The following is a 12,684-nucleotide window of genomic DNA, read 5'->3' as shown; positions in this document are numbered from 1 at the left end:
GGCGCCTTTGCCCGGGTTCCGGCGGCTGGTAGAAAAACCGCCCGTCGGTGTGGCTCCCGGCGAGCGAGAGCGTCAACGCGACGTGGAGAGCTGGGATCGCCGGTCCCGGCAGCTTGCTGGCAGCCATTGATTGCCGCATAATGCCCGGCTCGCTGTGTCCGGCCAGCCCGTGAGGCTTGCAAGGCAGCATCCGGAAGCGCGATTCCGGTCTGCCGGTTCCAGCGTCCGCCTTCGGGCGGCCTTCTTCCCGTATCGCATGCCGACCACATCCGTGGATCCGGCGGGGCCGCCGCCTCCCTGGCCAAGGGAAGCATCAACATCCTTTCGAGGTGCGTATGTCCCGTGTATGCCAAGTAACCGGCAAGCGAACGACGACTGGCAACAACGTCTCGCATGCCATGAACAAGACCCGTCGCCGCTTCATGCCCAACCTTCACGAGCGCCGTTTCTGGGTCGCCAGTGAGAACCGCTGGGTCAAGCTGCGTGTTTCCGCCAACGCGATGCGTACCATCGACAAGAACGGGATCGATTCCGTTCTGGCCGATCTCCGCGCACGCGGCGAAAAGATCTGAGGAGGACTGAACCATGGCTTCCAAGCGCGACAAAATCCGCATGATCTCTTCGGCCAATACCGGTCATTTCTACACGACCGACAAGAACAAGAAGAACACGCCGAACAAGATGGAGATGAAGAAGTACGATCCCGTCGTTCGCAAGCATGTGATGTACAAGGAAGGCAAGATCAAGTAAGCCTTCCGGCGCGGTTCCGACCGGTGGGTCGGTTCGCTGCAAAAAGAAACCCGCCTTCCGGCGGGTTTCTTTTTTCAGGCGTTCAACAGGCGCGGATCAGAAATCGATGCTCCACGAGCTGATGTAACCGGTATCGCCGAACCACATATCACGCACGCGCAGCTTCCAGGTGCCGTTCTTGGCTTCGCTGGTCAGGTTGACGTTGGCGTAGCCGATCACGTTGTCGGCACTGTCGCTGCCGCTGAAGTTCTTGATGCGGTAGGTGGAGTTGTCCGGGGCCACCAGATCGATCTGCAGTTCGCCGCGGTAGGTGTGGCGGATGTCGACCGTCACCTTGGTCGCTGCAAGGCCATTGCCGCTGCGGCCGCTGACTGTGATCGGGCTGTCGATCGTGCCCGGGCTGGGGATGTTGTACCGGTTGGTATTGCTGTAGGTCTGTGGATTGTCGTTGCCGCCGCCGCTGCCGGTGTCGTAGTTGGCGACCAGGCTGACGCCGCTGAACGCCTGGTAGGCCTTGAGCCGGACATGGTAGGTGCCGGCGGTGGGGCTGGCGAAGGTGCAGGTCTCGGTGTTGCCACTCAGCCATGGACGGCAGTCGTAGGAGCTGTCGGTCGGGGCCGTGCCGCGCTTGACGTACATATCCGCATCACCGCTGCCGCCAGACATCTTGAAGCTCAGGTTGGTCGCGCCCGCCGGCACCTGGAAGGTGTAGTTCACCGTCGCCCCGGTGGCCGCCGACAGGCCTGTTACCGGCGTGCCCTTGGTCAAGGTGCCGCCGACCGGATCCGGATCGGGCGGATTGCCACCGCCGCCGCCCATCGCGTCGACCGCGGCTTTGGCGTCCACGATGCCGTTGCCGATCGCCTTGTCGATGCTGACCGGGAACGGGCGCAGGGTGGACTTCAATGCCGACTCGATCTGCGCCGGTGTCTTGACTCCGCCGTTGGCGGCCGCTGCTGACTGCATCAGTGCAACCACGCCGGCCACGTGTGGCGCGGCCATCGAGGTTCCCGACATCAGCGAGTAACCCTCGGTCGACGGCGTGGTGCTGCCGGTGTTGACGGTGGAGGCGATATCGCTGCCGGGTGCCGCCACGTCGATCAGGGGGCCGTAGTTGGAGAAGCTGGAGCGTGCGCCGGTGCGGGTGGTGGACGCCACCGCGATGACGTTGTTGCAGTTGGCCGGGTTGGAGCCGGAGGTGTTGGCGTTGCTGTTGCCGGCCGCCACCACCACCGTGGTGCCGCGGGACACCGCGCCGCTGATCGCGCTCTGGGTCGTGCTGCTGCACGAGCCGCTCCCGCCCAGGCTCATGTTGATCACTTCGGCCGGGTTGTTGTTGGAAGGCACGCCACTGACGCTGCCGCCCGACGCCCAGATGATGCCGTCGGCGATGTCGGAGGTATAACCGCCGCCACGGCCGAGCACGCGTACCGGCTGGATCCTGGCGTTGTAGGCGACGCCGGCCACGCCCTTGTTGTTGTTGGTGACCGCCGCGATCGTGCCGGCGACGTGGGTGCCATGCCAGCTGGAGCTGCCGCCGCCGGTGTAATCGCCCGGATCGGTGGGATCGCTGTCACGGCCGTCGCCATCGCCGGACATGCTCGCGTCGGACACCATGTCGTAGCCGGCGACCACGTTCGCGTTCAGGTCACTGTGGTTGGTGATGCCGGTATCCAGTACGGCGACCACGATGCCCGAGCCGGTGCTGACGTCCCAGGCCTTGTCCGCGCGGATGCCGCCTGCGGCCTCGAAGTAGTGCCACTGGTTGCTGGCGTAATAGGAGTCATTGGGCGTGAAGGCGGGCTGCAACAACTGGTCGACTTCCACGTACTCGACGTTCGGATCGGCGGCGATCTGGCGCATCAACGCGGCGGCTTCGACACGGTCAAGCTTGCGGTCGGTACGGATCACGTCCGCGCCGGTGGCGATTCGGCGCACCTGATGAAGTCCCAGGGCGTTGCCGCTCCGGGCGGTGCGGGCGACGCGGTCCAGGGACGACTGGACCTTGGCGATGTTTGCCTGCGGCGCACTGCCCTCGCGATACTTGACGATGAAGCGGTCGGTCGGCTGCCCGTCCTGGATGGTCGCCAGGTTGGCAACCCCCGCATCGGCTGCAATGGCGGGCGCGGCAAATGCAGCGGAAGAAAGGGCGACGGCGGTTGCGGCTGCGAGGAGGCTTTGGCGCAGGCGCTTATCGGTGGTTCTGGACATGGATTTTTTACCCCGGTGGTTGTGTCGCAAGCAGTTGTGGAAAGTCCACTGATCCGGTCGTGTCCGGTTGTTCATCGCGGTCATGACCGGCGGGCGTCGAGCGGAAGCGGCTTCCAGGTCAGCGATGCCCTGCGTAGCTCGCCGCGGATTGCGTGTTGCACCAGATTTTCTGGCACCTCATGCGGCAAAGCACACGACAGGTGTAGGTCATTTGACCCGGTCGAACATGCGTGTAAATCTCAATTTGTTCTCAACAGAGACGAAAAACGGGCAACAAGTCGCACTTTAGGTCAGAAACTGACCAATGTTGCTGTGTATAACTTGGCTCCTGACATCCGGATGGGGATACGGATGCGGAGTCGCCAACGCTCTACTTGGCATTGATGGGACGCAAATCTCGGGACGGGTGAATCAATGACCACGGCGGACAACCTGCCTTGGCCCAGCGATACGGGAATGCTCCAGGTCGCCGACCTGCAGCTTGACCTGCGCTATCGCCAGGTCATCACGCCGGAACAAACGGTCGACCTGCCCCAGCGGGTCTTCGACGTGCTGTTGATCCTGCTGTCCCAGCCGCACGTGCTGCACTCCCGCAGCGCGTTACTGGAGCAGGTCTGGTCGGGCGTGGTCGTGGAGGACGCCAACCTGTCGCAGAGCATATGGACGCTGCGCAAGGCGTTGGGTCACTCGCGGAAACAGTGGATCCGCACGGTCGCGAAGGGTGGGTACGTGTTCGATCCGCCCGGAGCGGTGCACGCCGTCGCCATCGAAATTGTCGGGACCGATAGCCGTGTGCACTCTCCGCCACCCCACGGCGGCCACGCCGACCACGCCCGGGGCGGCGCGTCGATCCCATCCTCGATGACTCCGCCACCCGTCGCGGCGCCCTGCGTCCTGCCCGACGTGCATCCGACCCCTGCTGTGACCAGTGCAGTCAACGGTGCGCCGCCTCGCCCCCGCATCCAGCTGGCCTGGCTGGTCGCAGCCGGCGCGGGCGGGCTGATCCTCCTGGCGGGGCTGCTCGGCCTGGGCCGGCTGGGAGGCCAGCCACCACAACTTCCGACGCTGCAGCCGGTCGCGGTTGCCCTGATCGAAGTGGGTAACAGCGAAGACAGCGATGCCCGCTGGCCGGCGACGGTGCTGCACGCCTGGCTGGAGTGGAAGTTGAACGCGATCCCCGAGGTCATGCTGCTGACCGAGTCCCACCTGGCGGCCGATGCGACCCAGAACGCCCCGCAGGTGGTGCTGCTGAGCGCAGGGAGATCCGCAGACCATCCTGACGAGCGCTTTATCCGCGCCCGGTTCGACGCTCCCGGCGGGAGTCGCCAACTGGAGTTGCGTGGCAGTGCCGCGCAGATGCCCGAGCTCATCGATACGCTATCGCGTCGGGTGCTGGAAGAGCTGATCCCGGCGCGGCGTGACGATCCCTGGCCCGACCTGGAGATGGGTGAGCCGGCGATGCGCAGCTACGCCGCCGCGTACAGGGCCTACGGTGAGCGCGACATGGCCGGCGCCGCCTCCGGCCTGGCGGCCGTCCTCCAGCAGGCGCCGAATTTTGGCCTGGCCCACCTGCAGATGGCGATGGCCCAGTACCGCCTTGGCCAGGCGCGATTCGCGATGGAGCATATGGGCCACGCCGCCTCGCTGCTGACGCCGGTCTCCGCGGAAGTGGCAAGCGTGCTGGCCGCTGCGGCGCTGTCGGTGGACCCGCAACGCTCCACCGAAACAGCCGCCGCTTACGCCGAACTCGCCGCCCGCTATCCGCAACGGATCTCGTTCCGCCTTGAGCAGGCATGGCATGAAATGCGCGGCGGAAACCCCGAAGCGGCGCTGCTGGCGCTGGAGGGAACGCAATGGCAACGACGACCGCTGGGCGTGCAGGTGCAGTGGCGTCTCACCCTGGCGGAAATCGAAGGGGTCCGCCTGGACAGCGATGCGGTACTCGAACACGCCACGCACGCAGCCGAGCTGGCGCGCGACGCGGGCAAGGGTTGGGAACGCGAACTCGCAGCCGCGACCCTGTTGCAGGCGCGTGTCCACTCCTTCCAGCGCGGCCCCGAGGCCGGCCAGGAAGGCTTCGCCGAAGCCGCACGCCTGTTCGCTTCGGTCGGCGCGGAAATCGACGCGATGCACGCGCGCGTCTCCGGTGAGTTGATGCTGCCCACCACGGGACGCTCCCAGGAGCTGGACACCCTTCTGGCGCACGCGCGCGCCGGCGGCTACCGCAATCTGGAGATCCAGCTGCTGCGCCGCGTCGCCTTCCAGCAGCGCAGCGCGGGCAACCTGGGCGAATACCGGCGGCGGCTGAAGGACGCGCTCGCCATCGCAGAGAGCGTGGGCGACGTCTCCGCCCAGCAGGAGCTGCAGGTGGATCTGCTCAGCGAAGACCTGCTGCTGGGACGCTTCGCGCGGGCCACCGAGCGCATCCGCCAGATCCGCGCCGGTCCGCTCACCGGCGATACGGCGACGTGGCTGGACCAGTTCGAAGGATTCGTGCTCGGCATCCGCGGTGACTATCCGGCCGCCAGCCACGCGCTTGACCAGACCGTGGACCGCCTCGCACGAGAGGGCGAGCCACCGCTGCCGGCCGATGCCCTGGCCCGCCTGGCCTGCGCGCGCGCCGAGCTGTTGCTGACCCTGGGACGTCTGCAGGACGCCCGGGCGCGGCGCGATCAGTGTGCCGACACCCGGCAGGCGTATCTGGGCAGCTACGCGTTGACCGTCGGCGCGATGATCGACCTGCTGGCCGGTGATGCAGGCAACGCGATGCCCGCCCTGCAGCAGCGGGTCAGGGACATCCAGGCGATGCCGCCAGCGCCGGAGCGGTGGACCGCCGCACTGTGGACCGCGTACCTGCTGGCGCGGGCCGAAGATCTGGATACCGCGCACACGCTGTTTACCCAGACCCTTGCGGCGCTGCAGGACACGGGTTACGAGTGGCTGATCGCCGATGCGCAGATCGGCCTGGCCGAAATTGCCGTCGCCCGCGGGCAGTTCAGCGAAGCAAGCCGATTGACGGAATCAGCACGAGAGCGCCTTCCCAGCGCCGCGTGGCAGCAATACCACCGGCTCGATCGGCTGAGCGTCGTGCTGGCATTCGCAGAAGGCAGGAACGAAGAAGCACAGTCACGGCTGGTCGCAAGCGACGCGCGCGCCCACGAGGTCGGCGACATCAAGGCCCAGCTGGAGTTGCACAGCCTGATGGACACGCTCGCACCCTATCTGCGCCCCGATACCCGCGGCTGTGATCCTGCGGCGCGCAATGCATTGCTCGCCGGCACGGGCATGCGCGGCGCCAACCTGGACTGGATGCTGCGCGACCTGCCGCTGCCGGACAAGCGCGTGGCGATGGCCGGCTGGTAGTCGGTCCCCCGACAGACATCCTCCGCATCGCCAACCTGCACCTGCACCCGCGCGCGAGCGCACCGTCCTACACTCGGCGTTCGACGGCCCTGGTTCAACGGCCTGGAGGCGCGCTCGGGTGATTCCTGGCTGGATCCTGTTACTGGTGTCGGTGTCCTACGTGGGCATGCTGTTCCTGGTCGCCTACTACGGCGACCGCAGGCAGCACGCGCCGACCCGGGCGTGGCTGCGCCCGGCCGTTTATGCCCTCGCGCTGGCGGTCTACTGCTCGTCGTGGACGTTCTACGGCGCGGTCGGAACGGCGGCGCGCACCGGCCTGGGATTCCTGCCGATCTACCTGGGGCCGTTGCTGCTGCTGATGTTCGGCTGGCGCCTGCTGGAACGGCTGGTGCTGATCTCCGACGAGCAACGGATCACCTCGATCGCCGACTTCCTCTCCTCGCGCTACGGCCGCGCGCCGGGACTGGCGGCCATGGTCTCGCTGCTGGCGCTGATCGCCGCGGTTCCTTATGTGGCGCTGCAATTCAAGGCGGTCGCCGACAGCATCCAGGTGTTGGCCGGCGTCCCGGCCAACGCGAACCTGCTGGCCGACCCGGCGCTGTACACCGCGCTGTTGCTGGCGGTGTTCTCGATCCTGTTCGGCACGCGCCAGATCGACGCCACCGAGCACCACCGCGGGATGGTGCTGGCGATCGCGCTGGAATCGCTGGTCAAGCTGGTCGCTTTCGTCGCCATCGGTGTGTTTGCGCTGATGCACCTGCCCGGCATCGGCGGCTTCGGCGACCGCATCGTCCAGGCCGCAGATCAGGTGACCCGGCCCGGCCTGCCGGTCGGCTTCGTCGCCCAGACGCTGCTCGCGTTCACCGCGCTGGTCTGTCTGCCGCGGCAGTTCCACGTCGCCGTGGTGGAGTGCCAGAACGTCGGGGACCTGCGCATGGCGCGCTGGTTCTTCGGCGGCTACCTGGTGATCATCAGCGCGATGGTGGTGCCCATCACCCTGGCCGGACAGGCCGTACTGGGTGGCAGCGGGATCTCCCCGGACACCTACGTGCTCGCCCTGCCGCTGGCGCTGGACCAGAGTGCGCTGGCGCTGGTGGTCTACATCGGCGGCTTCTCGGCGGCGACCGGGATGGTCATCGTCACCAGCGTCGCCCTGGCGACGATGGTCAGCAACGACCTGATCGTCCCGGCATTGCTGCGCACCGGGGCGCTACGCCGGACCGGGCCGGGCATCGAGCAGCGCGTGCTGTGGGTGCGTCGGGCGACGATCCTCGCCTTGGCGCTGATGGCCTACGCCTACGCACGCGGTTCCGGCGGCAGCGGGCTGGCGCAACACGGCCTGCTCGCCTTTGCCGCGGTCGCCCAGTTCGCGCCGGCGCTGATCGGCGGCCTGTACTGGCGCGGGGCCAGCCGGGCGGGCGCGCTGGCCGGCATCGGTGCGGGCGGGGCGCTGTGGATCTACACACTGATGCTGCCCAGCCTCGCCCACGGCGGTTGGATCAATGCGCACTGGGTGGACGTGGGGCCGTTCGGGATCGCCTGGCTGCAGCCCGAGCAGTTGTTCGGCCTGGTCGGCTGGGATCCGCTGACCCACGGCGTGTTCTGGTCATTGCTGTTCAACGTCAGCGCGTTCGTCTACCTGTCGGTGCGCAGCCGGCCGCGCCTGAACGAGCAGTTGCGGGCGGCGCCGTTCCTGGACCCATACGCGCAGCGGCCGCCGCTCAGCCCCGGCGGCTGGGCCGGCAGCGTGCGCGGCGGCGACCTGCTGGCGCTGGCCGAACGCATCGTCGGCGAGCGTCGTGCCCGGCGCGCGTTCGAGAACTATGCCCGCCAGCAGGGCCAGCCGTGGAAGGCCGATCGACCCGCGGACCGGGCATTGGCCCAGTTCACCGAGCGCCTGCTCGCCGCGGCGATCGGCTCGGCGTCGGCGCGGTTGACCCTGACCACGGCCCTGCGCGGCTCGGGCATGGAGCTGGGCGAGGTGGTCGCCTTGCTGGACGAGGCCAACCAGGAACTGCGCTTCAACCGCCAGATACTCGCCACGACCCTGGAGAACATCAGCCAGGGCGTCAGCGTGGTTGACGCGCGGATGCGCTTGGTGGCCTGGAACCGGCGCTACCAGGAGCTGTTCGAATACCCCGACGGCATGCTCTATGTCGGCCGGCCGGTCGCCGACCTGCTGCGCTGGAACGCCGAGCGCGGCGAGATGGGTCCGGGCGACGTGGACGAGCAGGTGCAGCGGCGGCTGGACCACCTCAACGCGGGCGCGCCGCACGTGTTCGAGCGCGTGCGCGACAGTGGCCAGGTGATCGAGCTGCACGGACGGCCGCTGGATGGCGGCGGTTACGTGACCAGCTACAGCGACATCACCGAGTACAAACGCGTGGAGCAGGCGCTGCGCGAATCCAACGAGACCCTGGAGCAGCGCGTCGAGCTGCGCACGCGTGAGGCCGAGGACGCCCAGCAGTCGCGGACCCGGTTCCTGGCCGCGGTCAGCCACGACCTGCTGCAACCGCTGAATGCCGCGCGGCTGTTCACCTCGGCCTTGCGCGAAAGCGAGGAGCCGGCCGAGCAGGCGCGTCTGGCCGAGCGGGTGGATGTCTCGCTGCGCGCGGCCGAAGACCTGCTGGACGGCTTGCTGGACATCTCGCGCCTGGACGCCGGCGTGCTGCGCCCGGAGATCGCGGACTTCGACGTCAACGAGCTGTTGCGCGAACTCTCCCACCAGCACTCGGCCATCGCCGCGAGCCGTGGGCTGCAATTGCGGGTGCGCGCTCCCGCAGCGCCGTTGATGGTCCACACCGACCGCCGCCTGCTGCGTCGGGCATTGCAGAATTTCCTCGCCAACGCGTTGCGCTACACCCGCACCGGCGGCGTGCTGATCGCCGCGCGCATGCGCGACGGGGCGGTGGAGCTGCAAGTCTGGGACACCGGGCCGGGCATCTCGCCGCACCACCTGGAGCAGATCTTCGACGAGTTCCGCCGCTTCGATCATCCCGGCCGCGGTGAGCGCGGCCTCGGCCTGGGCCTGTCGATCTGCCAGCGCATCGCGCGCACGCTGGATCATCCCTTGCGCGTTCGCGCGCGGGTCGGCGGCGGCAGCGTGTTCTCCATCACCGTGCCGCTGGGCCAGCCCCATACGGCCAACAGTGATGCGCCCACCGAGCGGATCGCGGACGCGGCTGACTCGCTGGCCGGGTTGCGCGTGCTGTGCATCGACAACGACCGCGAAATCCTCGACGGCATGCGCGCGCTGCTGAGCCGCTGGAACGTCATCACCCTGACCGCCGCATCCGCGGACGGGGCGATCGCGCTGCTCGATGCGCTGCCCCTTGCCGACACCCCGGACGTGGCCCTGGTCGACTACCACCTGCACGACCGCCTTGACGGGCTGGGCATCATCGACCTGCTGCGCGCGCGCCTGGGCGACGGGCTGCCGGCCGCGCTGCTGACCGGGGACGGCAGCGACGCGCTCAAGCATGCCGCCCGGGCGCACCGCTGCCTGGTGCTGACCAAGCCGATCAAACCCGCCTCTTTGCGCGCGTTCCTCGCCGCGCAGCCGCGCATCCTCGCCAATCCGTAAGCGCGGCCGCTAATCCTCGTCGGGCGGCAACGCGATGCTGCCCGGGTCCAGCGCCAGCCGACCGGCGATCAATACGGCCTGGGTGCGGTTGTTGGCGCCCAGCTTGCGCAGGATCGCGGTGACGTGCGCCTTGATCGTCGCCTCCGAGACGCCCAGCTCGTAGCCGACCTGCTTGTTGAGCAGGCCCGAGCCGATCATCTGCAGCACCCGGAACTGCTGCGGGGTGAGATCGCGCAGGCGGCGGGCGGCATCGCGCTCCTCCGGGTTGGCCGCCGGCGCATTGAACGCGGCCGCCGGCGCCCAGCGATCGCCGTCGAGCACCGCCGTGATCGCTTCGGCCAGCGTCGCGGCATCGGCGGACTTGGGGATGAAGCCGACCGCCCCGTGGTCCAGCGCACGGCGCATCACCGCAGGTTCCTCGCGCGCGGAGACCACCACGACCGGCAGCTGCGGATGGATCGAGCGCAGGTGCACCAGTGCGCTGAAACCCTGCGCGCCGGGCATGTTGAGATCCAGCAGCAGCAGGTCGGCATCGGGTTCCGAATCGACCAGGGTGTAGAGCGCGTCGACACTGTCCGCCTCGTGCAGGCTCGCGCCCGGCATCACCCGCGCGACCACCCCGCGCAGGGCCTCGCGGAACAGCGGGTGGTCATCGGCGATCAGCAGCGTGGGCATCGGCGGACTCCGCCTTTCCCGGCCGGCCCGCAAAGGCCTGGCCGGGAAAGGATGTCGTGACGGCAGGCGGATGGCCGTGGGTCACTCGGGGATATAACGCTCCTTGACCAGCGAATCCACCACCGAAGGATCGGCCAGGGTGCTGGTGTCGCCCAGCTGGTCGGGCGCGTTCTCGGCGATCTTGCGCAGGATCCGCCGCATGATCTTGCCCGAGCGGGTCTTGGGCAGGCCGGGCGCCCACTGCAGGTGGTCGATGGAGGCGATGGGACCGATCTCGGCGCGCACGTGGCGGATCAGCTCGACCCGCAGCTCGTCGCTGGCCACCTCGCCGGCGATCAGGGTCACGTAGACGTAGATGCCCTGGCCCTTCAGGTCATGCGGGAAACCGACCACCGCGGCCTCGGCAACCTTGTCGTGCGAGACCAGCGCGCTCTCCACCTCGGCGGTGCCGATGCGGTGGCCGCTGACGTTGATCACGTCGTCCACGCGGCCGGTGATCCAGTAGTCGCCGTCGGCATCGCGCCGGCAGCCGTCACCGGTGAAGTAGGTGCCCGGGTAGGTCTTGAAATAGGTGTCGATGAAGCGCTGGTGATCGCCGTAGATGCTGCGCGACTGGCTCGGCCACGAGTCGGTAATCACCAGGTTGCCCGAGCCCTCGCCTTCGATGAAGTTGCCGTTGGTGTCGACGATCGCGGGCTTGACGCCAAAGAACGGGTTGGTCGCGCAGCCGGGCTTGAGGTCGGTCGCGCCGGGCAGCGGCGAGATCAGGATGCCGCCGTTCTCGGTCTGCCACCAGGTATCGACGATCGGGCAACGGCCCTCGCCGACCACGTCGTGGTACCAGCGCCAGGCCTCGGGGTTGATCGGCTCGCCGACGCTGCCCAGCAGGCGCAGGGACTTGCGCGAGGTCGCCTTCACCGGCCCCTCGCCTTCGCGCATCAGCGCGCGGATCGCGGTCGGCGCGGTGTAGAACGTGGTCACCTCGTGCTTGTCGACCACCTGCCAGAAGCGCGACATGTCGGGGTAGTTGGGCACGCCCTCGAAGATCAGCGAGGTCGCGCCATTGGCCAGCGGGCCGTAGACGATGTAGCTGTGGCCGGTGACCCAGCCGACGTCGGCGGTGCACCAGTACACGTCGTCCTCGCGCAGGTCGAAGATGGTCTCGTGGGTGTAGCTGACATAGACCAGATAGCCGCCGGTCGTGTGCAGCACGCCCTTGGGCTTGCCGGTGCTGCCGGAGGTGTAGAGGATGAACAGCGGGTCCTCCGCGTTCATGCGTTCCGGCTCGCAGGACTCGGGCTGCCCGTCAACCACCGCGTCGTACCAGCGGTCGCGCGGCATCTGCATGTCGACCGCAGCGCCGGTGTGGCGCACCACCAGGACGGTCTCCACGGTATTGGTGCCTGGCAGCTTGAGCGCCGCATCGACGTTGACCTTCAGCTTCACCTTGCGGCCGCCGCGCAGGCCCTCGTCGGCGGTGATGATCAGCTTGCTGCCGCTGTCGGAGACCCGGTCGGCGATCGAGTTGGCCGCAAAACCGCCAAACACCACCATGTGCACCGCGCCGATGCGGGCGCAGGCGAGCATCGCGATCGCCGCCTCGGGGATCATCGGCAGGTAGATGGTGACCCGGTCGCCCTTGCCGATACCCAGCGCGCGCAATGCATTGGCCAGCTTGCACACGCGCTGGTGCAGCTCGCGGTAGCTGATGCGCTCGGCCGGCGTGTCCGGGCTGTCGGGCTCGAAGATGAGCGCGGTCTTATCGCCGCGGGTCTCGAGGTGCCGGTCCAGGCAGTTCACGCTGACGTTGAGCTCGCCGTCCTCGTACCAGCGGATGCGGAAGTCGGCCAGGTCGAAGCTGGTGTTCTTGATCTTCGTGGGCGTCTTCATCCACTCCAGGCGCTCGGCCACGCCGGCCCAGAACCCGTCCGGATCGTCCAGCGACTGCTTGTACAGGGTCTGGTACTGCTCCCGATTGACGCGCGTGTCGGCAGCGAAATCGGCCGGCACTGGGTAGATGTCCCGGGGCATGTTCATGGGCGTGGCCTCCTGAGCGGTTCGTCCCTGTCGAGTGTGCCGCATCCAGTCACGGCGCGGTTTAG

6 protein-coding genes and 2 pseudogenes are annotated in these 12,684 nt (G+C 68.0%); 4 read left to right on the top strand and 4 right to left on the bottom strand.

Annotated features, from left to right (window positions below):
- Positions 1 to 335 precede the first annotated feature (335 nt).
- Both rpmB and rpmG read left to right on the top strand, forming a co-directional pair.
- The gene (rpmB, locus tag INQ43_RS01375) at positions 336 to 572 is read left to right on the top strand and encodes a 50S ribosomal protein L28 (protein WP_036191474.1); all 237 of its coding nucleotides are present in this window, start codon (positions 336 to 338) and stop codon (positions 570 to 572) included.
- Between the two features lie 13 nt (positions 573 to 585).
- A complete protein-coding gene (gene rpmG / locus INQ43_RS01370; protein ID WP_193985536.1) occupies positions 586 to 750 on the top strand; it encodes a 50S ribosomal protein L33 in 165 nt (54 codons plus the stop codon).
- A gap of 96 nt (positions 751 to 846) precedes the next feature.
- Here rpmG and INQ43_RS12840 read toward each other — a convergent pair.
- A pseudogene (locus INQ43_RS12840) lies at positions 847 to 1,029 on the bottom strand (proprotein convertase P-domain-containing protein); the annotation flags it as partial.
- 192 nt (positions 1,030 to 1,221) lie between these two features.
- Positions 1,222 to 2,961, bottom strand: a pseudogene (locus INQ43_RS01365) (S8 family peptidase); the annotation flags it as partial.
- A gap of 414 nt (positions 2,962 to 3,375) precedes the next feature.
- On the opposite strand from INQ43_RS01365, the gene INQ43_RS01360 reads away from it, so the two are divergent.
- Both INQ43_RS01360 and INQ43_RS01355 read left to right on the top strand, forming a co-directional pair.
- A complete protein-coding gene (locus INQ43_RS01360; protein ID WP_194036875.1) occupies positions 3,376 to 6,324 on the top strand; it encodes a winged helix-turn-helix domain-containing protein in 2,949 nt (982 codons plus the stop codon).
- Positions 6,325 to 6,442: 118 nt separating this feature from the next.
- The gene (locus INQ43_RS01355; protein ID WP_228062573.1) at positions 6,443 to 9,907 is read left to right on the top strand and encodes a PAS domain-containing hybrid sensor histidine kinase/response regulator; all 3,465 of its coding nucleotides are present in this window, start codon (positions 6,443 to 6,445) and stop codon (positions 9,905 to 9,907) included.
- 9 nt (positions 9,908 to 9,916) lie between these two features.
- Here the strand turns inward: INQ43_RS01355 and INQ43_RS01350 are convergent, their stop codons facing one another.
- A complete protein-coding gene (locus INQ43_RS01350) occupies positions 9,917 to 10,582 on the bottom strand; it encodes a response regulator transcription factor (protein WP_194036873.1) in 666 nt (221 codons plus the stop codon).
- A gap of 81 nt (positions 10,583 to 10,663) precedes the next feature.
- Complete coding sequence (gene acs, locus INQ43_RS01345; RefSeq protein ID WP_194037512.1) at positions 10,664 to 12,613, bottom strand: acetate--CoA ligase; 1,950 nt, start codon at positions 12,611 to 12,613, stop codon at positions 10,664 to 10,666.
- Positions 12,614 to 12,684: the final 71 nt, after the last annotated feature.

The organism is Lysobacter sp. H23M47, from assembly GCF_015209765.1.
Lineage (GTDB): Bacteria > Pseudomonadota > Gammaproteobacteria > Xanthomonadales > Xanthomonadaceae > Novilysobacter > Novilysobacter avium.
This window is presented reverse-complemented; position numbering and strand designations above follow the sequence as displayed.